This window comes from Maribacter orientalis (assembly GCF_900109345.1).
Lineage (GTDB): Bacteria > Bacteroidota > Bacteroidia > Flavobacteriales > Flavobacteriaceae > Maribacter > Maribacter orientalis.
Genome location: NZ_FNZN01000002.1, coordinates 172099 through 195238, shown reverse-complemented (window position 1 = coordinate 195238; position 23140 = coordinate 172099). Strand labels below are relative to the sequence as shown.

Genomic DNA, 23140 nt, shown 5'->3' with positions numbered 1-23140 from the left:
CTTAAAACTTTGAAATTCATAGTTGACGCCAAAAACAAAACGCATAATGGTTGGTCTTAAATAAGCTATCGTAACTGTGGCCGCTGCGTTTATGGCTAATGTGTCAGAAAATATATCTACGCAAAGTCCTAAGAGAAAACATAGAACCATAAAAGTAGTTCTATTTTGCTTGATTGGGTACCAATATAAAAACAGAATATAAACCACCGGATTTATATAACCGAAGAAATTCAAATTATTAAATACTAGTACCTGCACTAGAACCAATAAAATAAATCGGAGCACTATTAAAAATGAAGTACTATTGATCATTAGCTTCTGTTTCTGCTTCTAGTTCCAAAACTTCTTTACGGTTTAAATTTCTAATAATGTACACATTTCCAATATTGGTCATGTCGTTAAATAATTCTACATCTATAAAATAGAAACTTTTAGAATTGTCTAAATCAAATCTTTTAATTGTGCCAATAGGAATATTCTCTGGAAAGATGCTACTCATGGCTCCCGTAACAATAGTATCACCAATAGTAAGCGGTACCAATCTAGGTATATCAATGAGTTGAACCACATTGTAATCTGTGGTATTTTCCCATACCAAAGAACCAAAATGATTGGAGTTTTTGATTTTAGCGTTGATATTAGATTTCTCGCTCAATATACTTTGTACTGTAGAATAATTTGCTGATGTGTTTTCAACAATTCCTAAGATTCCCTTATCGGTAATCACGCCCATATCTTGCGCGATACTATCATTTTGACCTTTATTAATGGTAATATAATTACGCTGGTCAGCATAACTGTTATTAATTACGCGACCTCTTATTACTTCATAGTCAACAGAAGAGGTGTCAATTGATATTCCAAAAAGTTGTATGTTATTAAATAGCTTATCTCTTAGCTTTTTATTTTCTTCAACTAGTCTATTGTTTTCTTCTCTTAGATTGAAGTACGATGTAATATTATCAGAAAATGAATATATGCTTCCTGTTATATAATTTGAAGAATTTAAAAATTTAGACTGATGGTAAGAGTGTGATTGAAATGTAAAAATGAAGGATATTAATAACAGAGATAGGTATAGAAGAAAGGTTTTATACCTAATTAGAAAATTTATGATCTGCTGCATTCACCCCTAAATTTTTAAAATCATATAAATAAGCCAAGCAAAATGGCTTTATTACTTGATCAATATGCTCTTATAACGTTCTAGATTTTTTAATGCAATACCTGTACCACGCACTACCGCACGTAATGGGTCTTCGGCAATATAAACAGGCAAGTCTGTTTTTTGAGACAATCTTCTGTCCAGTCCTCGTAACATAGAACCACCACCAGCAAGGTAAATACCGGTATTATAGATGTCTGCTGCTAATTCTGGTGGTGTCTGAGATAATGTTTCCATTACTGCATCTTCAACACGAAGAATCGATTTGTCCAAAGCTTTTGCTATTTCCCTGTAAGAAATTTGTACTTGCTTAGGCTTACCCGTCAATAAATCACGCCCTTGTACCGATTTTTCATCTGGTGGTGACTGTAAATCTTCGGTAGCTGATCCAATTTCAATTTTAATTGCCTCAGCTGTGGTTTCACCTACATATAGATTATGCTGGGTACGCATGTAATAAATAATATCATTGGTGAATACATCGCCTGCAATTTTCACAGATTTGTCACATACGATTCCACCTAACGCAATTATAGCAATTTCGGTAGTGCCACCTCCTATATCAACGATCATATTTCCTTTAGGTTGCATAATGTCTAAGCCAATACCTATTGCAGCTGCCATAGGTTCGTGAATTAGATATACCTCTTTCCCATTTACTCGTTCTGCAGATTCTTTTACAGCTCTCATTTCCACTTCGGTAATACCAGAAGGAATACAGATAACCAGTCTTAATGCTGGTGGAAACCATTTCTTCTTTAATGCAGGAATGTTTTTAATAAACATCATCAACATTTTTTCAGAAGCATCAAAATCTGCAATTACACCATCTTTCAATGGTCTAATCGTTTTTATATTTTCATGGGTTTTACCTTGCATCATATTGGCTTCTTTGCCAACTGCAATAATTTTTCCACTAATTCTATCCCTAGCAACGATGGATGGACTATCGACAACTACCTTGTCATTATGAATAATAAGGGTGTTCGCTGTACCTAAATCTATAGCTATTTCCTCGGTCAAGAAATCAAAAAATCCCATATGTGATGTTTAAATTTTAGATAAAAGGGTATATTTTACCGACAAAAGTAATGAAATTAATGCTTGAAATGACGTGTGCCCGTCATCACCATTGAAATTTTGTGTTCGTTGCAATAATCAACACTTAATTGGTCTTTTATGGAACCACCTGGTTGTATTACACTGGTGATGCCAGCTTTGTCGGCAATCTCCACACAATCAGGGAAAGGGAAGAAAGCATCACTCGCCATAACTGCGCCTTTTAGGTCGAAATTAAAGGTTTGTGCTTTATGAATTGCCTGGTTTAATGCATCAACTCTACTAGTCTGGCCAGTTCCGCTTGCACAAAGTTGTTTATTCTTAGCAAGAACAATTGTATTCGATTTTGTGTGCTTGCATAATTTTGATGCAAATATCAAATCTTCTATTTCTTGCTCGGTAGGCTTGGTGGTTGTTGCATATAAAAGATCGGCAATAGTATCAGTTTTATGGTCTTTTTCTTGAAGAAGCATACCATTTAAGCAAGTTCTTACCAACATTTCTGGCATTTCAACTTCATTCTGTTTTAGAATAATCCTGTTTTTCTTGCCTTTTAAAACTTCTAAAGCCTCAGCATTGTAACTTGGCGCGATGACTACTTCACAAAAAAGTTTATGAATTTCTTCGGCAGTAGCTTTGTCAATTTCTTTATTGCTAATAAGAACACCGCCAAATGCTGAAACAGGATCACCTGCCAAAGCGTCTACATATGCTTGGTGCAAAGTGTCTCTTTGCGAAAGACCACAAGCATTGTTATGTTTAAGAATCGCAAAAGTAGGTGCGTCGTTTTTAAATTCTAACATCAAGTTAACCGCAGCATCAACATCTAATAAGTTGTTGTATGATAATTCCTTTCCATGTAATTTAGAGAACATAGCATCGAAATCTCCAAAAAAGAATCCTTTTTGATGTGGATTTTCACCATAACGTAAAACCTTCCCATTAGTCTCACTTACTTTAAGGGCTGTTAGATCGTGGTTTTTGTTAAAGTAGTTAAAAATAGCGGTGTCATAATGAGAAGAAACGTTGAATGATTTAGCGGCAAATCGCTTTCTATCCTCTAAGCTGATATTCCCGTTGTCTGCTGAAATTACAGAAAGAAAGTCGGCATAGTCTTCCATGGAAGACACACAGGTAACATCTTTGAAGTTTTTGGCAGCGGCACGAATCAATGAAATTCCGCCGATATCAATTTTTTCTATAATATCTTGTTCAGAAGCACCACTTGCAACCGTTTTTTCGAACGGATACAGATCAACAATAACGATATCAATTTGTGGAATTTCGAATTCAGCCAATTGGGCAACATCACTTTCATTGTCTTGTCTGTTTAAAATTCCACCAAATACTTTGGGGTGTAATGTCTTAACTCTGCCACCTAGTATAGAAGGGTAGCTGGTTACATCTTCAACAGGTACCACATCGATTCCTAAATCTTTGATGAATTTTTCCGTACCACCGGTAGAATAAATAGTAATTCCTAATTCTTGAAATTTCTTTACTATAGGCTCTAAACCATCTTTATGGAAAACTGAAATTAAGGCTGAAGACGCTTTTTTTACACTACTCATTGTATGATGCTTAAATGTTTTTAATAAGCAAGCAAAAGTAATTTTTTTGCAGCTATTAAATGAGCTTGTTTATCAACAAAAAGCCTAAAGTTTTAAAGAATTTTGGCTACTTCAAAATTTACGAATTCTAAAAATCGCTCATCTGCCTTGGTAAATGGGTCTGGAGTGTTAGAGTCTATGTCTATTTGACCAATGTTTTCACCATCAACGAATAAAGGAACTACTATTTCGGCTTTAACCGTTATGCTACAAGCTATATAGTTGTCTTGTGCTTGAACATCAGGTACTACAAAGTTCTGGTTGCTTTCTGCTACTTGGCCGCAAATGCCTTTTCCATAAGGGATAATTGTATGATCAGTTGGTGCGCCTGCGTATGAACCTAGCTTTAATTCTCGTTTATCTCCATTTTTAAAATAAAATCCTACCCAATCATAGTGTGGAACTTCAGCTTTTAAAAGCTCACAAATGGCTTGCATTTTAGCTTCAGGAGTTTTATTGGAATCAATTATAGTACTTACTAGTGGGCGTAGTGCGCTAAACATAACTTTTTTTACAAAAGTAAGAATTGTTGATATTGCGCGGTGTAAACTGGGCTATAAAAATAAAAAAGCCGATGTCTATTAATACATCCGCTTTTTTAATGGTAAAAAGTATGAATACTAATTATGGTTGAATTTTAACATCGAATTCAATAAAGTCATCATTATCAAATCCTGGTTGAATTGCAGTGACTTTTATTAAGCCTTTCTTACCGTAATTATCAACGAACTCAATAACATCACCTACACATACGTTGGTGATTTTTTGAGCATCAGAACTTGCTAAAAAATCTAATTCACCAGATAATGTAATGGCATCAAATGCGGTAGCGTCTATGCTAGTAGAAGTAGCGTAAAACATTTGGTTCAATGTTTCTGTTTCTGCGTTTTCTTCATCAGTACCTGGCTGAAGACCTTTTACTGGAAATTCGAAAGATGCATCATAATACGCTGTAGAAGCGAATGAGGCATTGTCATCTGCTGAAACTCCAAAAGCACCTTAGTAATATCCAGAATCCCAGAATGCTCTAAATTCACGTCCTATGTTAACCTTGTAAACGGTTTCGTTTAATAATGAAAAGAAAGTTTCTGTGTTTCCATTTACATCTGGGGCAAACAATTTTACTCCTGTAAATTCTCTAACTGATGCTGCAGGGTTTATACCTGTGCCAACAGTTACGGTAATTTGCCCTGCTCCAAGAGCTAATTTTTAGAAATATCCCTAAAGTCACCTTTACCAGTTGTAGTCCAAAAAGTATAGACAATTTCACTGTTATCAATGTCTGGTACAGGAAGTGCAAAGGTAAAGTCAATTGCCTTTTTTGTTGCTCCATCTAAATCAATAGCACCATTTGCTTTTAAAACTTTACTTAAATCATCACTAAACAAGTCAAAAGCGCTAAAAGGCATTTCACCTTGTCCAGAAACATTTTGTGTATTGTACATTCTACGTTGGGTAGTTGCATCTGAAGTAAAAAATAACTCTACCAGGAATACTTGTGCCGACCTCGCAGTTAGTAGAAGCTTAAATTTGGTTGCTAGATGGATCGGTTTTGTTGAAAATTAAGGTGGCAACTACCGGCTCTTCAGTATCGCCATCATCCTCTCCGCCAGTATTATCCGGTAAAGGTGTGTCAAAAACGGAACCGTCGTCTGAGCTACAGCTACCAATAAAAAGGGTTGTAGTGCATATTAAAAAGGTATATTTTAAATGTTTTCTCATAATTTTTAATTTAAATAATTAGTGTTTAAAAATGTTAATAATTTGTGTCACTCATTTTATTTAAAAACACATGTAATCCTATACTCTGAATCTGTTTTTTTTGGCGAGAATAAAAGAATAAGTACTAGGTGCGCCAATATTTCGTTAAAGAAATGATGTGTAGGATCTTAAACATTGGATATTTCGTAAATTCGCAATGATGAAAAATTTGCTTCATAAATTATTTTCTGTTTCAATGGCATTGCTATTGTTGCTGTCCACTATTTCGTGGACGGTTGAAAAACATTTATGTATGGGGCGTGTTATGGATATCGCGTTGTTTGATCACGCAGAAGATTGTGGTATGGAAGCCAGCTTGGCTTTATTGGATGAAACATCTACAGTGAAAAAGCACTGTTGTGATAATGAATCTTTTACCTTGCAAGGTCAAGACACTTTAAATCTTGATATTTTTCATTTTGATTTTTCTCAACAAGTATTCTTAATTTCCATTACAACAACTTATTTAGGCTTATTTCAAGAGTCTGTAGATAAGAATATTGTTTTCGATTCCTATCCCCCGCCCATACTGGATGAGGATTTGAATATACTTCACCAAGTATTCTTGATTTGATTTAAAACGTGTTTTACGTCGCTTTTTTGCGTTCACACATTTTTTAATCAAATCTAACATTCAATGAAAAATACTACTTGGCTTTTAGCCATTATCCTTTTTGGGATACAATTTGCTGAGGCCCAAGGCCCTCCGATTACTGCCGATAAACCAATTATGCTTGGTGGCGGTAGTTTTACCGTAAAAACCTTAACAGAAATAAGACATACCGAAAGAGGTGATTTTACCTATGTTCCAATAATGCTACATTATTTGCCCACCTCTAATTCATTGGTGGCAGTTCATTTACCATATATAAACTATGATATCAAAAACGGACCAAGCGGTAGCAGTTTGGCAGATATTAAAATCATGGGTAAATATCAGTTCTTCAGAAAAGATGGTACGGGTAAAACTTTCAGAATGGTTGCCAAAACATTACAGACACTACCAACGGGTAAGGATTTAGATGTTATGGATTTAAGCACAGGTAAATATGCTGGATACTACGGTATTGTTGCGGGTTATGAATCATTAAAGTATGGAATCTCAAATGAACTTGGTTATAACTGGATGCCAGACGGTACAATGGATGCTCTTATGCATAAAATTGGGTTTGGGTTACCATTGTTAAAACCTCAGTATCCTAACAAACAGGTCAATCTATATTTTGAATATACCAATGCATGGTTAGTAGAACGCGATTGGTACCAGTTATTATATGCCCAAGGCATACAGTATGCACAAAAGAATGTAACGTTCGATTTTGCAGTTCAAGTGCCCATAGTGAACGATATTGAAGCAGGGCGTAAATTAAAATATAGCCTGTTTTTAGGCTCTAGATATTCATTTTAATAAATTTTTTAAAAATATAATTATGAAAAAATCAATAATAGTATCGGCGTTATTAATGCTAATGGTAGTTTTTAGTGCGGTGGCACAAGAAGGTAAGGATAAATTTATGGTGCAAGTAGACGGATTAGGTTGTCCGTTTTGTGCATACGGACTTGAGAAGAAATTCAAGGAATTTAAAGGGATAAAAAATGTTAAAATAGATATAGAAACAGGTGATTTTAGTTTTTCATATCCAGCGGAAAAAGCATTAACCCTTACTGATGTGGAGAAGCAAGTCGAAAAGGCAGGATATACCCCAATAACAGCAAAGGTAGAGCGCGCCAATGGTACGGTTGAAGAATCTTCAGCAAATGAATTGGCTAATAAATCAGAGGGAACGGTAAGTAAAAATGTAATGGTAGCAGGAAACTGTGCTATGTGTGAAGCTAGGATCACCAAAGCTGCAAAATCGGTAAAAGGTGTTTCTGCAGTTTCTTGGGATAAGGATACTAAAATCATGAATGTTTCATTTGATGCGGGGTTAACTTCTCTTGAGAAAATAGAAAAGGAAGTAGCAGTTGCAGGTCATGACACTAAAAATCATCAAGCACATTCTGATGATTACGGAAATTTACCTGCATGTTGTAAGTACGAACGTTTAAGCTACTAATGATGAGAAAAAGCATTTTTATAATAGTCGTTTTAATTTTAGCATCGGCCTGTAAGGAAAAAGTAGCCGTTCCTAAAGAATGGGTATTGTCTAAAACTATTCAGTTAGATGAGGTGAATCCCATTGGTTTAACCCAAGTAAATGGTTCAATTTGGCTTTCTGATGGTGATCATAACCGTTTAGTCAAGATTGATAAAGAGGGTAAAATCACCGAAACAATAGATTCTCTAGACAGACCAATGCATATTGATGCTATAAAGGAAACGATATTTATTCCCGAATATGGAAAAGATGCCATTGAAACGGTTGATAAAAAGGGAAGGTTCATCATGAAGGTATCCGATTCATTAGATGCACCTGCAGGCGTTTCTGTTTATGAAAATGAAAGGGCTATTGCAGATTTCTATAATAACCGAATTCTTTATTTTGATGGAGCTAACTGGATCTCTTTCGGTAAGGAAGGAAAAGCGCAAGGGGAGTTTTATTATCCAACTGACGTTCAAATTACAAAGGACAAGATTTGGGTAGCAGACGCCTATAACAATCGAGTACAGGCTTTTGACAAAAAGGGAACATTCCTTCAAATGATGGGCCAGGATCAAAGGATGAATGCGGCAACAGGAATTTTTGTTTCGGAGGATGAAGTGTTTGTAACTGATTTTGAAAACAATCGTGTTTTGGTTTTTGATAAGACCGGTGTGCTATTACAGGTTTTAAAAGACCAAATAGAAAAGCCTACGGATATGATGATAAAAGATGATACGCTGTATGTAATTAATTACAGAAATGGCAAACTCAATCTTTTTCATAAACAGCCAATTTTTGCGAAGAAATAATAGGTCTATCTGGAGGTCTAATTGGTTATCCAGATTCATATAATATTTATAATACAACGTATGAAACATACATATACTATAGTTGGTATGACCTGTAATGGATGCAGAGCCCATGTTGAGAAAACATTAGCGAATGTTGAAGGTGTAACTAGTGCTTCAGTAGATTTACAAAAAGCTGAGGCGATTTTGGAAATGGATAAACATATTCCATTAAAATCGTTGCAAACCGCCATGAAAGTAGATGGCGGACATTATTCCATTCATGAATTAGGGTCGCATCATCATCATGCGGATGTCAAGTCCAAGGAAGTAGAAAACGGAAATGGTGTTTTCTATTGTCCGATGCATTGCGAAGGTGATAAAACCTATTCTGAGCCCGGCGATTGCCCTGTTTGTGGTATGGATTTGGTGGAAGAAGCGAGTGTCGCTAGCCATAAAGGTCAGGAGTATACATGTCCCATGCACCCAGAAGTGGTGCGAGATGAACCTGGTGATTGTCCTATTTGTGGTATGGATTTAGTGCCAAAACAGGCGGATGTTTCAGCAGAGGAAAAAAGTTACAATAAGCTATTGAACAAGTTTAAGATAGCCGTTGCATTTACATTGCCCATCTTTATCATTGCGATGTCTGAGATGATACCGAACAATCCGCTTCATAATTGGTTACCCTTAAAATATTGGAACTGGGTTCAGTTTGTGTTGTCTATTCCTGTAGTATTTTATGCAACATGGATGTTCTTTGAGCGTGCGTATCGTTCCGTAAAATCATGGAATTTAAACATGTTTACCTTAATAGGTATTGGAGCAGGGGTAGCCTGGTTATTTAGTGTTTTTGCCATTTTGGTGCCCGATTTTTTTCCACCACAATTTAAAACCGATCAAGGTACTGTACATGTCTATTTTGAAGCAGCTACGGTTATTTTAACCTTAGTGCTTTTTGGCCAATTGTTAGAGGCTCGTGCACACAGTAAAACCAATTCTGCTGTAAAGGAACTTTTAAAACTTGCTCCCAATAAAGCGATTCGTATTGTAAACGGAAACGAAGAAACCATTTCAATCGATAATATTTCAAAAGGCGATTTGTTGCGTGTAAAACCAGGTGACAAAATTCCGGTTGACGGGGTTTTGACAGACGGTGAAAGTACGGTCGATGAATCTATGATTACAGGTGAACCGGTTCCGGTGCAAAAGGTTGTTGGTGATAATGTTAGTTCTGGTACCATAAATGGCAAACGTTCTTTTGTAATGAAAGCAGAAAAGGTCGGTTCAGATACGTTGCTGTCACAGATTATTGATATGGTGAACAAGGCAAGTCGTAGTCAGGCTCCCATTCAAAAACTGGCTGATAAAATCTCTGGTTATTTTGTACCTGCTGTGGTGCTTATTTCTGTAATCACTTTTATTGTTTGGGTCATTTTTGGCCCGGAACCGGTATATGTGTATGCGCTGGTAAATGCCATTGCCGTATTAATTATCGCTTGCCCATGTGCTTTAGGGTTAGCAACCCCAATGTCGGTTATGGTTGGTGTGGGTAAAGGTGCGCAATCTGGAGTGTTGATAAAAAATGCCGAAGCTTTAGAGCGTATGGATAAAATCGATACATTGATTATTGATAAAACAGGAACCATTACCGAAGGAAAACCATCCGTAGAAAAAGTAGGTAGTATTGCTGATTATGATTCAGAAAAAGTGCTTCAGTATATTGTGTCCTTAAATCAATTTAGCGAACATCCATTGGCCGATGCTACCGTAAAATATGGAAAAGCAGAAAAGGTGGGTATTTTAAAAGTAGATAATTTTTATTCCGTGACAGGTATGGGTGTCAAGGGAAAAATAAATGACAAGGCTATTTCTTTAGGTAACGAGAAAATGATGCAAGAGGAGAACGCTAGTATTTCAGATGAATTGAAATCTGAAGTAGAATCTCAGCAAAAAAATGGCAGAACGGTTTCTTATCTAGCGGTCAATGGTAAAGCGGTTGGTTATGTCGCTATCGGGGATAAAATAAAAGCGACAAGTAAAAAAGCAATAGAAGAGCTTCAAAAATCTGGTATAGCGGTCATTATGCTCACGGGAGATAATCATGATACGGCTAAGGCTGTGGCAGGTCAATTGAATTTGGCCGACTTTAAGGCAAGTATGCTCCCACAAGATAAGTTGGCAGAAGTAGGGCGATTACAGGCAGAAGGTAGAAAGGTAGCTGTTGCTGGTGATGGTATTAATGACGCGCCTGCATTGGCTAAGAGTGATGTTGGTATCGCCATGGGCACAGGTACCGATGTTGCTATCGAGAGTGCTTCAATTACCTTGGTGAAAGGTGATTTACATGGTATTGTAAAAGCTTATAAGCTTAGTCATTCGGTCATGAAAAATATCAAGCAGAATTTATTTTTTGCATTAATCTATAATACTGTTGGTATTCCGGTTGCTGCGGGAGTATTGTTTCCATATTTCGGAATTTTATTATCTCCTATGATTGCGGCTTTAGCTATGAGTTTTAGTTCAGTTTCGGTTATTGCCAACGCATTACGCTTGCGGGCAGCCAAAATTGGTTAATGCAATTGAACGTACAATACATAAAATATACATGAATAAATTTATAGTGCTAATTGTATTAATCCTGTTGCCTTGGTTCAGTTATTCTCAGGAAATGGTTGAAGGAGTAGTTCTAGATTCTGACGGTGCTAACGCTTTAAGTCTTTCGGGTGCTAATGTCTATTGGCAAGATTCGCAAACGGGAGTAGTGACCGATTATGATGGTAAATTTTCTATACCCTTTCTAAAGGAATTCAACAAACTGATTATTAGTTATGTTGGGTACGAATCGGATACACTAACGATAAATCAGCCAAAGACTATTCGGCTTAGTTTAAAACCGACCAACGAGTTAGATGAGGTGGTGGTGCAGCAAGAACGCGATGCTATACAGAAAACGTATTTCAGTCCGCAGAATGTTATAACGGTAAATAGCGCAGAACTATTGAAGGCGGCATGTTGTAATCTGGCAGAAAGTTTTGAAACCAATCCGGCGATAGATGTTAATCTATCCGATGGTCTTACCGGAACCAAGCAAATTCAAATGCTGGGGTTGACCAGTCCGTATTTATTAATTACTCAAGAAAATATTCCTATGGTCCGTGGCGCCTCACAGGCTTACGGGTTGACCTTTACGCCAGGTACTTGGATAGAGAGTATCCAAATCACCAAAGGAGCTGGTAGTGTGGTCAATGGTTATGAAAGTATTTCGGGTCAGATAAATACTGAATTGGTGAAGCCATTAACAGATAATGCTGTTTTTGTAAATGGTTATGCCAATGAAAATGGGCGCTATGAAATGAATACTCATTTTAATAGAAAGCTTACGGATAAGTTGAGTGCCGGACTTTATATTCACGGAAATATGCGTGCACAGAAAGAGGATAATAATAAAGACGGATTTTTGGATGCTCCTTTAGGTAATCAAATAAATGTGATGAACCGTTGGCAATATCAAGATGCTGAAAAAGGATGGGTCAGTTTTTTAAATGTTCGATTTTTGAATGATGAAAAACAAGTAGGGCAGATAGATTTTAATCCTAATACTGATAGATTTACGACCAACGCATGGGGTAGTGAGATAAATACCCGTCGTTTTGATACTTCTTTGAAATTAGGGTATGTTTTTCCAGAATTGCCCTTTCAAAGCTTTGGTTTTCAAACTGCGTATAGTCTACATAAGCAAGATTCCTATTTTGGGTTTAGAACATACGATATCAATCACGAAAGTATTTTTACGAGCTTACTTTTTAATTCTATAATTGGAGATACAAGAAACAAGTTTAAAACGGGAATTTCATTTGCATATGACGGGTATGATGAGGTAGTAACGGCTACAGATTATTCTCGAGAAGATTCTTCGGTCGGTGCTTTTATAGAATATAGTTATGAAAATTTAGAGAAAGTTAGTTTAACTGCGGGTCTTCGTGTAGATAACCATAATCGATTGGGGACTTTTGTAACTCCACGTTTTCATATTCGCTATACACCATGGGAAAAAGGAAGTTTACGTGGTTCGTTTGGAAGAGGTAAAAGAGCAGCGAATATATTTGCTGAAAATCAGCAATTGTTTGCATCTGCAAGAGAAATTAAGATTTTGAATATAGGTGGTAGTGTGTATGGTTTAGAACCTGAGGATGCTTGGAACTACGGAGTAAGTTTTTTACAGGGATTTAATTTCCTTAACAAAAAAGGAGATGTATCGATTGATTATTATGTCACTGATTTTAAAAATCAAATAGTAGTCGATTGGGAAAATCCGCAGGAAGTTTCATTTTATAATTTAGAAGGAAAAAGCAGTGCACATAGTTTTCAAATTGAGATGAATTATGAATTATTAACTCGGTTAAATTTTAGAACAGCGTATAAATTCTATGACGTTTCAACCGATTATAAAAGTGGAAACCTGCAAAAGCCATTACAAGCACAACATCGTTTTTTCATTAATTTAGGCTATGAAACAGAAGCTAAGGAAAATGGTTCTCAATGGAAATTCGATTATACACTGCATAGTTTAGGAAAAATGAGATTACCTGACACTAGCTCTAATTCAGCACAATATCAATTAGGTGCGTATTCATCGCCATATAATCTCATGAATGCTCAAATAACAAAAGTGTTTTCTAATACGTTTGAAATGTATGTAGGAGGGGAGAACCTAACCGGAGAACAACAAAATAATCCAGTTTTGGGTGCAGATAATCCTTTTGGTCCTAATTTTGATACAACCATTGTGTATGCGCCAATAATGGGAAGAATGTTTTATGGCGGCTTTAGATATAAAATTTTGTAACACGTTAATTTATAATTATGAAAACAACTATTTTGTCAATAGCGATGATGTTGATTGCTGTGGTAACCTATGCGCAGGATAAAAACAAAAAAATGACTTTTGATGTAAACGGTAAATGCGCAATGTGTAAAGAGCGTATTGAAGAGGCTGCATTAAATGTGAAGGGAGTAAAATATGCAAATTGGGATATTCCTACTCATCAATTAGCTGTTATTATGGATGAACGTAAAACTGATGCCATGAAAATTAAAACCGCTATTGTTGCCGTTGGTCATGACACCAAAGAATTGAAGGCGACAGATGAAGCTTATAATAGTGTACACCCTTGTTGTCTGTACAGAGAAGATAATTCAGATGATGGAGAACACCATAAAAATTAGTCAGAATAACTACTTTTATTTGGGTTCTTTTTGCTGTTGAAAAATACATAGAAAGTTTTAGTTAATTTTTTGCCAACGTGATTATCACGAATCAAAATCTGAAATACATTAGCATAGATTTATTTTAAATTCGATACTCATGGCACAAGCAAAATCAGCAGGGAAACCAGCTGCGAAGCCTTCTCCAGCAAAAGCTGGTAAAAAGGCTGCTCCAAAGGCTGCTCCTAAGAAGAAGTAGTTTGGTATTGGCCTACGGGTAGGCTTACCACTTGGACATAAAAACCACCTTTTGTAAAAAGAAGGTGGTTTTTTTGATTCCGGTATTCAAGCATAAAAAAACCGCTCTTGAAATTTCAAGAGCGGTTTTAAATATGATTGATGTAGCAATCAGACTAATAATTGCCTAACTGTGTTACGGTTTACATCATTCCTGGCATACCGCCACCCATTGGTGGGCCAGCAGGGCTGTCTTCTTTAATGTCTGTCAAAGCACATTCAGTAGTAAGGATCATACCAGCAACAGATGCTGCATTTTCCAATGCTACTCTAGTTACTTTAGCAGGATCAATAATACCAGCTTTCATCATATCAACATATTTTTCAGATTTAGCGTCATAACCATAATCACCTTTACCTTCAAGTATTTTAGCGATTACAACAGAACCTTCACCACCAGCGTTAGAAACGATAGTTCTTAAAGGAGCTTCAATGGCGCGGGCAACAATCTGTAAACCTGTTGCTTCATCTTCGTTTTCGGTAGCTACTTTAGAAAGAACGGATTTTGCTCTAACCAATGCTACACCACCACCAGCAACAATACCTTCTTCAACTGCAGCTCTCGTTGCATGTAAAGCATCATCAACACGGTCTTTTTTCTCTTTCATTTCAACTTCAGAAGCAGCACCAACATAAAGTACGGCAACACCACCAGCTAACTTAGCTAAACGCTCTTGAAGTTTTTCTTTATCGTAATCAGAAGTAGTAGTCTCGATTTGAGATTTAATCTGATTAACTCTTGTTTTGATATCTTTTGCAACACCACCACCGTTTACAATTGTAGTGTTGTCTTTATCGATTTGTACTTTTTCACAAGTACCTAACATATCAAGAGTAGTGTTATCTAAAGAGAATCCTCTTTCTTCAGAAATAACGGTACCACCGGTTAAGATTGCGATATCTTCTAACATTGCTTTTCTACGGTCACCAAATCCTGGTGCCTTAACGGCAGCAATTTTTAAAGAACCTCTTAATTTGTTTACAACTAAAGTAGCTAATGCTTCACCATCAACATCTTCTGCAATAATTAAAAGAGGTTTTCCTGATTGAGCAACTGGCTCCAATACAGGTAACAAATCTTTCATTGAAGAAATCTTCTTGTCAAACAACAAGATGTAAGGATTTTCTAATTGTGCTACCATCTTTTCTGAATCGGTAACAAAATATGGAGAAAGGTAACCCCTGTCGAATTGCATACCTTCTACAACATCAACGTAAGTATCAGTTCCTTTAGCTTCTTCTACAGTAATTACACCTTCTTTACCAACTTTACCGAAAGCTTGAGCGATTAATTCACCAATTGTTTCGTCATTGTTAGCTGAAATAGAAGCAACTTGCTTAATTTTTTCAGAAGAATCACCAACTTTTTTAGCTTGTTTTGCTAAATCTTTAACAATTGCTTCTACAGCTTTATCGATACCTCTTTTTAAGTCCATTGGGTTTGCACCTGCAGCAACGTTTTTCAAACCTTCTTTAACGATTGCTTGCGCTAGAACAGTTGCAGTAGTTGTACCGTCACCTGCCAAATCATTGGTTTTAGAAGCAACTTCTTTAACCATTTGCGCGCCCATGTTTTCTAATGGATCAGCTAATTCAATTTCTTTTGCAACAGTAACACCATCTTTAGTTACCTGTGGAGCACCAAATGATTTACTGATGATTACATTTCTACCCTTTGGGCCTAATGTTACTTTTACAGCATTTGCCAATGCATCAACGCCTCTTTTAAGACCGTCTCTTGCATCGATATCAAATCTTATATCTTTTGCCATTTTTAATTTAGTTTTGATTTTTGACCTTGAGCTATTTGCGTTGGTCAAGAAAATTATTATTTATTTTTCTGTGATTGTGAACTTTGCAAATGGCTAAATACCATAAGCTAAAGGCTATCTAGATAATAGCAAGAATATCACTTTCTCTCATCATTAAGTAATCTGAACCTTCTAGTTTCAATTCAGTTCCAGCATATTTACCATATAGAACAGTATCACCAACCTTAACGGTAACTTTGTCATCTTTTGTACCAGGACCTACCGCTACAACTTTACCTTTCTGTGGTTTTTCTTTTGCAGTATCAGGAATGTAAAGTCCAGACGCAGTTTTAGTTTCAGCTGCCATTGGCTCTATAAGAACTCGATCTGCCAATGGTTTGATATTAACTTTAGCCATAATTATTAATTTTTAAATTGATTTTTAGTTTCGTGGGTATACAAAGGCAGAAATTATGCCATTGCCTATTTCATGACAGATTGGAAACAAAAAATGCCAGCTTGTCATAAGCTGGCATTTGTGTGAATTATGTTGAAATGTTTTATAAACTATCTGAAGGAGTTGCTTCGTTAGTTACCGGAGGTGTAACTTCTTCTGGTAAGGTCTCTGGAACCGTAGTTTCAATGTCATCACCTTGCAATAATTTAGAATCTGCATCACCAAAATTACCTTTAAGGGCAATGTTAGAAGCTAAGATTAAAACTATTAGTAATCCAGCTAAGGTCCATGTGCTCTTATCTAAAAAGTCACCTGTTTTTTTTACTCCGCCTGCAACTTGCGTTCCTCCGCCACCAAAAGAAGAAGAAAGTCCGCCGCCTTTTGGATTTTGTACCATGATCACCAATACTAATAATAAGCAAACGACGATGATAAGTATCAAGAATATTGAAAATGTACTCATTCTATATTATTTATTATCTTTTTGAATTTTTTCTACTGCCCTAATTCGGTCTGCAAAGAAACTACTTTTTTCCGGATATTTCAAACTTAAAATTTTGAATGCTTGAATGGCCTTTTTATACTGTTTTTGCTCTAAATAAACCCTGGCCAAAGTTTCGGTCATCAATTCATTTTTATCAATTTTCCAAGAACTCGAAATATCGATACTTGTATTCCTTTCTTCTGTAGGTACTATTTTAGGATTGTTAGCAATAAACCTATCGATGCGGTCAAATTTCTTCTTTTTAATTGCATCATCTTTTAGTGAGATGGTTCTTTTTGTTTTTACAACTACTTTCTTTTCTTCAGTTTTTTCGATGATTTTTTCTACTGGTTTGCTAGAAGCTAAATTCAACCACTCTGAAAAAGAATATTTTTCTTTGGCATCAAAAGCCAATGGCTTTCCAATATCTAATTTTTCTTCCTCTTTAGAGACTTCTGGTTTTTTTGACTGAAAAAGTTCGGGATCTAAAATATGCTCAGCATCATTCTCATCTTGAGGAAGGGGCTTATCTTCAGATACCACTATTAAAGGGGCGGGCTCCACCTTTTTATTTTCGGGTAGCGGTTTGTTTTCTGCCTCTTCAATCACTGAAACCGATTCTACTTCTATAACTTCCTCTTCTACAAAAATCGTTGTACCAGGTTTTTCATTTGAAGAATTATACTGTAAAAAATCTTTTGAAGTGATGAAATCAAAAAGCACATCTCTATCTGTGGTAAAGGCGGCAGTGGTTTTAAGCGCCTTATTGTATTTGTAGCTATTTAGGTTTTTAAGACCTTTAAGGTGTAAGGCTCTAGCAGCCTGAAAAAAGGGGTATTCAGCAATAATATCTTCTAGATGTTTGGTGTGAATGGGTTCTACCACTTTGGTAGGATGTTCTAGAAAATAGGTAAACTCCTTTACGTTCATTTAATTACCAATCTGCCAATGAGGCGTTGAAAATATCTTGCGTGAGTCTTTCAAAAATTATTTCGTGAGCTTCACTTTTTATGGCTGATAACTGAGTATCTGCAGGATAGTCATAAAAGAATGAAAAACTCTGGTCAAATGCTGCATCTTCTTTTAATCGATTGTAAAATCGAACTTTTACGCGCATTGATAATCTATTTTGCGCAGCAGTTTGATTTGACGTTGCAGACATTGGTGAAATTTTATATTCTGTTATCTCACCTTCATATAATAAGTCTGGATTGCCAGAGGTTATGAGATCTAAGCTTGTTTGATTCAAAATTCTATCTTGTAATGCCAATGTAAAATCTCTATCAACACCAGGCTCGAATGTTGAACCCGGACTTTGGGTAGCATAATTCTGGAAATAATTTACCTGAAAAGTTTTGGCATCGCCAACATTACCACCGGTAAAATTATAAATACCACAACCCATAAGCATGATTATGGGTTGTATGAAAAGTATTATTTTTTTAACGTATCTCATTGAAATGGAATTCATCTTTTGTTAAAGATCATACTGTTTTATTTTACGGTAAAGAGTTCTTTCAGAAATTCCTAATTCTGAAGCAGCGGCCTTTCTTTTACCTCGATTACGCTCAAGTGATTTTTTTATCAATTCCACTTCTTTCTCTTGTAAAGATAGGGTTTCTTCTTCTTGAATTTCTTCTGCAAAATGATATTTGTCCTCGTAAGAATCTTGAATGTATGATGCATCTTCCTGTTTAGGTTCTGGTAAATGCAATAGTTTCATGTTAGATTCTTCTTGAGTTTCTTGCTCCGTATCAATGTCTTCTTCATCTTCGTTTCCGTAGATTTTACGAATCAGATTCTCATTGTCTTTTTGAACTTTTTGGGAGTCATTATTCTTCAAGAGCTCCATCGTTAATTTTTTAAGGTCGTTGAGGTCGCCTTTCATATCGAATAGTACCTTGTAAAGAATCTCTCTTTCATTGCTGAAATCACTATCGGATTTAGAATTTGATACGACTGCGGGTAAATTCCTTGATGTGTTATTCGGTAAATAGCCACTAAGAGTTGCTGCTGTTATAGTTCTATTTTCCTCAAGCACCGAAATTTGCTCTGCTATATTTCGTAGCTGACGGATGTTACCTGGCCATCTATATTTTATTAAAAGGGAGACCGCTTGGTCATCTAATCGAATAGTAGGCATTTTATATTTCTGACTAAAATCGGAAGCGAATTTTCTAAAAAGTAAATGAATATCCTCTGAACGCTCCCTCAATGGTGGAATATTAATTTCTATCGTACTTAAACGATAATATAGGTCTTCACGAAAACGTTCTTTTTTAATCGCCTCGAACATATTTACATTGGTAGCGGCAACAATACGTACATCTGTTTTTTGAACTTGAGAAGAACCAACTTTTAAAAATTCACCATTTTCTAAAACCCTCAATAGTCGAACTTGTGTGGTTAAGGGTAATTCACCTACCTCATCTAAAAATATAGTACCACCATCAGCAACTTCAAAATAACCGCTTCTGGTTTGGGTAGCTCCAGTAAATGCTCCTTTTTCATGACCAAAAAGCTCGCTGTCTATTGTGCCTTCCGGTATGGCGCCACAGTTTACGGCAATATATTTAGCATGCTTTCTATGAGATAATGCGTGTATGATTTTGGGAATGGCCTCTTTACCGACTCCACTTTCACCAGTTACCAAAACCGAAATATCGGTAGGGGCAACCTGCATGGCTTTTTCCAAAGCTCGATTAAGTTTTGGATCTTGTCCTATAATTTCAAAACGTTGTTTTATGCTTTGTATGCTTTCCATATCAAATGGGTACTATAAAATTAATTATTGTCTGAATATCCTTGGGCGATACCTTTTAAGGTAGCCGAAGTACAATCGTTTATTTGAACATTTACAAAGTCACCAACTTTATAATTTTCTTTTGGAAATACTACAACCGTGCTTTGAGAGTTTCTTCCCATCCATTCGTTTTCAGATTTTTTAGATGTTCCTTCAATTAAAACCTCTTGAACTTTTCCAACGTGCTTTTCTGTTCTATACTGGCAGTGTTGGCGTTGTAAAGCTATGATTTCTGATAATCGTCTCTTCTTAGTTTTTTCTGGAACATCGTCATCCATCTTTCTTCCGGCCAAGGTGCCTGGTCTTTCAGAATAGGCATACATATAACCAAAATCATACTTCACATATTCCAATGCTTTTAATGTGGCAGCATGGTCTTCTTCGGTTTCCGTTGGAAAACCACTAATAATATCTTGTGATATTGAACAATCAGGAAGAATCTGTCTAATATTATCAATGAGTTCAAAATATTCTTCAATGGTGTGCAATCTGTTCATTTCCTTTAAGATACGATTACTGCCACTTTGAACGGGTAAATGAATATGATTACAAATATTCTTATGTTTGGCCATGGTCTCGATAACATCTAAGGTCATGTCTTGAGGATTAGATGTGGAGAATCTGATTCGCATTTTTGGATTCGCCAATGCAACTGTTTCTAAAAGTTTTGAAAAACTGGTAGCTGTCGCTTTCTGCATTTCAGATGCATTCTCAAAATTTTTCTTGAGTCCGCCGCCATACCATAAATAGCTATCTACATTTTGTCCTAAAAGTGTAATTTCTTTAAATCCATTTCTCTTAAGTTCATTTACTTCTTCCAAAATTGACTGTGGATCCCTACTTCGTTCACGGCCTCTAGTAAACGGCACAACACAAAAGGTACACATGTTATCGCAACCTCTAGTAATTGAAACAAAGGCGGTAACGCCATTTGTGTTTAGTCTTACAGGAGCAATATCGCCATACGTTTCATCTTTCGATAAAATAACATTAACGGCATCTCGACCAGAATCAACTTCTTTAATTAGGTTGGGTAAATCTTTATAGGCATCTGGCCCTACCACCATATCCACAATTTTTTCCTCGTCTAAAAGTTTGTCCTTCAAGCGTTCTGCCATACAGCCCAAAACTCCTACCTTTAAATGTGGTCTAGATTTCTTTACCTTATTATACTCCGTTAGTCGTTTTCGTATCGTCTGTTCGGCTTTATCTCTAATAGAACATGTATTTACAAGAATTAAATCGGCATCCTCTAAAGTTTGGGTGGTGTTAAAACCTTCGGTTGCTAATATAGAGGCAACAATTTCACTATCTGCGAAATTCATTGCGCACCCATAACTCTCTATATATAAATTACGTTTGTTAGTCTCTTTACCTTCAACCGCCAAAGTGGTGCCCTGCACATTTTCGTCTATGGTTTTCTCCATTTTGTGTAATTCGTTGTAATAAAATATTAGGGTTGCAAAGATACTACTATAATCAAAAATATGACAAGATGACATGATTTTTTAGGTAATGTTTAGGCTTTGACCATAAATATTATTTAGTTTTATCTTAAAATATAACCACCCTTAGTTATGAATTTAGAAATCATTACAGAACGTATAAAATCGAATGCAGATTTATCTTTTGGAGATATTTTCAGTAAATCTATTGAATTGTTTAAAAAAGTCTGGCTGCAAGGCTTTATTCTATTGTTGTTGACCTTCGTTGTTATTTTGCCATTTTATATTATTCTTTATATACCAATGATAGCCGTTGGTATAACAGATCCAGAGGCTATTCGAAATAATGAGTTGCCACCAATGGTTGCTATGGCAATGGGTATTCTTGCGCCAGTGGTTGCCATTGGTGTCTCAACCTTTGCTTTGGCCTTAAATGCGGCATTCTTAAAGATTTGTAGACAAAAAGATATAGGAGAAGAAACGAGCGATGATTATTTCTATTTTTTTAAAGAAGGTCGTTTAGGAAAGGTTTTTATATTAGCACTGTATACCCTCGTGTTATCCATACTAGGGCTTCTTGCTTGTGGTGTTGGTCTTATTTACGTTATCGTTCCTCTTTCATTAATACCAGCTTTCTTGGCTTTTTCTAATGAACTTTCGCCATTAGAAATGGTTAAGGCAAGTTTTGCACTTGGAAATAAAAATTGGCTTGTTATTTTCGGATTAGTCTTGGTAACGGGTATTGTTGCTGAATTAGGCTTCCTTTTATGCTGTGTAGGTGTATTATTTACGGCTATGTTAAGCAAAGTTCCTACCTATTATATGTATAAAGATGGTATAGGTTTCAATGAGATTGAATAGACAATATTAGTTAAGGTACGCAACTAAAAGTTGTATCTCTCATCTATTAACAACAACCAGTAAATTATAAACCATGAGAAAGAATGTTTTTTTGTTGTTAACTATAATAGTATCCATCTTTATTTCCTGCGATGATGATGATGGGCCATATGGAGACTATTTGGTAGCGCGACCTATATTGCAAGACGCTATATCGTTTAAAGCTGAAGCAATCGATATTGTTGATCCTACACCAATTGTTTCATCGGGTAAAATTTATACCTATCAGAATTATATTTTTATAAATGATGTAAATCTGGGTTTTCATGTAATCAACAATCAAAATCCATCATCACCTGAAAGTATTGCATTTATTAAGCTTGAGGGTAATTATGATATTTCTATAAAAGACAAAAAACTGTATGCTGATAGTTATGGTGACTTAGTGATTTTTGATATATCCGACATTACAAATATTAAACTAATAAGCCGTATTGAGAATGCGATATATAATAATGAGGTATGGACGACAAGCATAGAATACCCGCAAGCGGATTTTTATGAATATGATGATATCGATTTTGATACCGATATTGTTATTGGTTGGGAAGTTACAACAGAAAGAAGGTCGGTTGCTGAATATGAATCCCAGTTTAATTGTGACATTTGTAGCTTTGACAATGCATTGGAAAATTTTGGTGGCTCGCCTCAACCTTCTACAGGGCAGGGTGGTTCTTTAGCTCGTTTTAAAATAATCGATGACTATTTATATGTGGTGGACTATAGTGATATCAATATTTTTGACATTTCTAATTTAGAGGAGCCAAAAGTTTTAGATGATGTGCAGGTAGCTTGGGATATTGAAACCATATACAATCAAGGTGATATTCTATTTATTGGTGGCTCACAAGGCATGTATATATATGATATTAAGAATCCTGAAAAACCTGAATTCATATCAGAATTTAGACATGGCACGGCTTGTGATCCTGTGGTAGTTGATGGTAATTACGCTTATGTCACTCTAAAAGGAGGCGGATTTTGTGGAAATACTGAAAGCGGATTGTATGTAATAGATATTTCTAATTTGAAGAATCCTGAGTTAAAAGTTATTTACCCGATGGATGGCCCAAATGGTTTAGGAATTAAAGACGATACCCTTTTTATTTGCGACGGTCAAGCTGGTTTAAAAGTATATGATAAGAGCGATGCCCCTAATATTACTCTAATTAATACTTTCGAAAATATTATTGCGTATGATGTAATACCATTGGCATCATCACTTTTAATGATTGGTGACCGATTCTTATACCAATACGAATATGTAGATAATGATATTCGACTCTTAAGTACTTTTGAATTGTAAATCTATTGGTTTATTTAATAAA

The 23140-nt window shown here is 35.8% G+C and carries 24 protein-coding genes; 10 read left to right on the top strand and 14 right to left on the bottom strand.

Annotated elements, in window-relative coordinates; translation table 11 throughout:
- Window positions 1-301: 301 nt before the first annotated feature.
- The 5 genes from mreC to BMY56_RS04440 all read right to left on the bottom strand — a co-directional run bounded on the left by mreC (window position 302) and on the right by BMY56_RS04440 (window position 4695).
- Window positions 302-1126 (bottom strand): rod shape-determining protein MreC, encoded by an 825-nt coding sequence (mreC, locus tag BMY56_RS04460; RefSeq protein WP_091620499.1) that lies wholly within the window; start codon window positions 1124-1126, stop codon window positions 302-304.
- Window positions 1127-1177: 51 nt separating this feature from the next.
- A complete protein-coding gene (locus tag BMY56_RS04455) occupies window positions 1178-2206 on the bottom strand; it encodes a rod shape-determining protein (RefSeq protein WP_091620496.1) in 1029 nt (342 codons plus the stop codon).
- A 56-nt stretch (window positions 2207-2262) separates the two neighbouring features.
- Window positions 2263-3795 (bottom strand): bifunctional phosphoribosylaminoimidazolecarboxamide formyltransferase/IMP cyclohydrolase, encoded by a 1533-nt coding sequence (gene purH, locus BMY56_RS04450; protein WP_091620493.1) that lies wholly within the window; start codon window positions 3793-3795, stop codon window positions 2263-2265.
- Window positions 3796-3887: 92 nt separating this feature from the next.
- On the bottom strand, window positions 3888-4337 hold the full coding sequence (locus BMY56_RS04445) for a GAF domain-containing protein (protein WP_091620490.1): 450 nt from the start codon (window positions 4335-4337) through the stop codon (window positions 3888-3890).
- A gap of 121 nt (window positions 4338-4458) precedes the next feature.
- On the bottom strand, window positions 4459-4695 hold the full coding sequence (locus BMY56_RS04440; RefSeq protein WP_091620489.1) for a hypothetical protein: 237 nt from the start codon (window positions 4693-4695) through the stop codon (window positions 4459-4461).
- A gap of 229 nt (window positions 4696-4924) precedes the next feature.
- Between BMY56_RS04440 and BMY56_RS18975 the strand changes: the two genes are divergently transcribed.
- Window positions 4925-5047, top strand: a complete 123-nt coding sequence (locus tag BMY56_RS18975) for a hypothetical protein (protein WP_262493773.1) — start codon at window positions 4925-4927, stop codon at window positions 5045-5047.
- On the opposite strand, the gene BMY56_RS04435 is transcribed toward BMY56_RS18975, so the two are convergent.
- Together BMY56_RS04435 and BMY56_RS04430 are read right to left on the bottom strand one after the other, a co-directional pair.
- Window positions 5037-5279, bottom strand: a complete 243-nt coding sequence (locus tag BMY56_RS04435) for a hypothetical protein (RefSeq protein ID WP_091620486.1) — start codon at window positions 5277-5279, stop codon at window positions 5037-5039. The genes BMY56_RS18975 and BMY56_RS04435 overlap by 11 nt on opposite strands.
- A gap of 79 nt (window positions 5280-5358) precedes the next feature.
- Window positions 5359-5556: a hypothetical protein gene (locus BMY56_RS04430; protein ID WP_091620484.1), complete on the bottom strand. Its 198-nt coding sequence runs from the start codon at window positions 5554-5556 to the stop codon at window positions 5359-5361.
- A 199-nt stretch (window positions 5557-5755) separates the two neighbouring features.
- Here BMY56_RS04430 and BMY56_RS04425 point away from each other — a divergent pair, with 199 nt between their 5' ends.
- The 7 genes from BMY56_RS04425 (at window position 5756) to BMY56_RS04395 (ending at window position 13696) form a co-directional block, all read left to right on the top strand.
- A complete protein-coding gene (locus BMY56_RS04425) occupies window positions 5756-6169 on the top strand; it encodes an HYC_CC_PP family protein (protein ID WP_245737136.1) in 414 nt (137 codons plus the stop codon).
- A gap of 63 nt (window positions 6170-6232) precedes the next feature.
- Entirely contained in the window at window positions 6233-7003 is a 771-nt protein-coding gene (locus BMY56_RS04420) for a hypothetical protein (RefSeq protein ID WP_091620481.1), read from the top strand.
- Window positions 7004-7025: 22 nt separating this feature from the next.
- Window positions 7026-7652, top strand: coding sequence for a heavy-metal-associated domain-containing protein (locus BMY56_RS04415; protein ID WP_091620479.1), 627 nt, complete (start codon window positions 7026-7028; stop codon window positions 7650-7652).
- Between the two features lie 2 nt (window positions 7653-7654).
- Window positions 7655-8488 carry an NHL repeat-containing protein gene (locus tag BMY56_RS04410; protein ID WP_091621776.1) on the top strand — a complete coding sequence of 278 codons (834 nt, stop codon included), beginning with the start codon at window positions 7655-7657 and terminating at the stop codon, window positions 8486-8488.
- 60 nt (window positions 8489-8548) lie between these two features.
- Window positions 8549-11044 carry a heavy metal translocating P-type ATPase gene (locus tag BMY56_RS04405; protein WP_091620476.1) on the top strand — a complete coding sequence of 832 codons (2496 nt, stop codon included), beginning with the start codon at window positions 8549-8551 and terminating at the stop codon, window positions 11042-11044.
- Between the two features lie 31 nt (window positions 11045-11075).
- Complete coding sequence (locus tag BMY56_RS04400) at window positions 11076-13316, top strand: TonB-dependent receptor (RefSeq protein ID WP_091620473.1); 2241 nt, start codon at window positions 11076-11078, stop codon at window positions 13314-13316.
- A gap of 17 nt (window positions 13317-13333) precedes the next feature.
- Entirely contained in the window at window positions 13334-13696 is a 363-nt protein-coding gene (locus BMY56_RS04395) for a heavy-metal-associated domain-containing protein (RefSeq protein WP_091620469.1), read from the top strand.
- Between the two features lie 419 nt (window positions 13697-14115).
- Here BMY56_RS04395 and groL read toward each other — a convergent pair whose 3' ends face one another.
- The 7 genes from groL to miaB form a co-directional block, all read right to left on the bottom strand.
- Window positions 14116-15744 carry a chaperonin GroEL gene (gene groL, locus BMY56_RS04390; protein WP_091620466.1) on the bottom strand — a complete coding sequence of 543 codons (1629 nt, stop codon included), beginning with the start codon at window positions 15742-15744 and terminating at the stop codon, window positions 14116-14118.
- Window positions 15745-15862: 118 nt separating this feature from the next.
- Window positions 15863-16141: a co-chaperone GroES gene (locus tag BMY56_RS04385; protein ID WP_079514159.1), complete on the bottom strand. Its 279-nt coding sequence runs from the start codon at window positions 16139-16141 to the stop codon at window positions 15863-15865.
- 142 nt (window positions 16142-16283) lie between these two features.
- Complete coding sequence (gene secG / locus BMY56_RS04380) at window positions 16284-16643, bottom strand: preprotein translocase subunit SecG (RefSeq protein ID WP_091620463.1); 360 nt, start codon at window positions 16641-16643, stop codon at window positions 16284-16286.
- A gap of 6 nt (window positions 16644-16649) precedes the next feature.
- Window positions 16650-17594, bottom strand: coding sequence for a hypothetical protein (locus tag BMY56_RS04375; RefSeq protein ID WP_091620462.1), 945 nt, complete (start codon window positions 17592-17594; stop codon window positions 16650-16652).
- Between the two features lie 4 nt (window positions 17595-17598).
- Window positions 17599-18120 (bottom strand): LptE family protein, encoded by a 522-nt coding sequence (locus BMY56_RS04370; protein ID WP_091620459.1) that lies wholly within the window; start codon window positions 18118-18120, stop codon window positions 17599-17601.
- 21 nt (window positions 18121-18141) lie between these two features.
- Window positions 18142-19428: a sigma-54 interaction domain-containing protein gene (locus BMY56_RS04365; RefSeq protein WP_091620456.1), complete on the bottom strand. Its 1287-nt coding sequence runs from the start codon at window positions 19426-19428 to the stop codon at window positions 18142-18144.
- 20 nt (window positions 19429-19448) lie between these two features.
- On the bottom strand, window positions 19449-20894 hold the full coding sequence (gene miaB / locus BMY56_RS04360) for a tRNA (N6-isopentenyl adenosine(37)-C2)-methylthiotransferase MiaB (RefSeq protein ID WP_091620454.1): 1446 nt from the start codon (window positions 20892-20894) through the stop codon (window positions 19449-19451).
- A gap of 150 nt (window positions 20895-21044) precedes the next feature.
- Between miaB and BMY56_RS04355 the strand changes: the two genes are divergently transcribed.
- On the top strand, window positions 21045-21773 hold the full coding sequence (locus BMY56_RS04355) for a hypothetical protein (RefSeq protein WP_091620451.1): 729 nt from the start codon (window positions 21045-21047) through the stop codon (window positions 21771-21773).
- Between the two features lie 73 nt (window positions 21774-21846).
- The gene (locus BMY56_RS04350; RefSeq protein ID WP_091620449.1) at window positions 21847-23118 is read left to right on the top strand and encodes an LVIVD repeat-containing protein; all 1272 of its coding nucleotides are present in this window, start codon (window positions 21847-21849) and stop codon (window positions 23116-23118) included.
- Window positions 23119-23140: the final 22 nt, after the last annotated feature.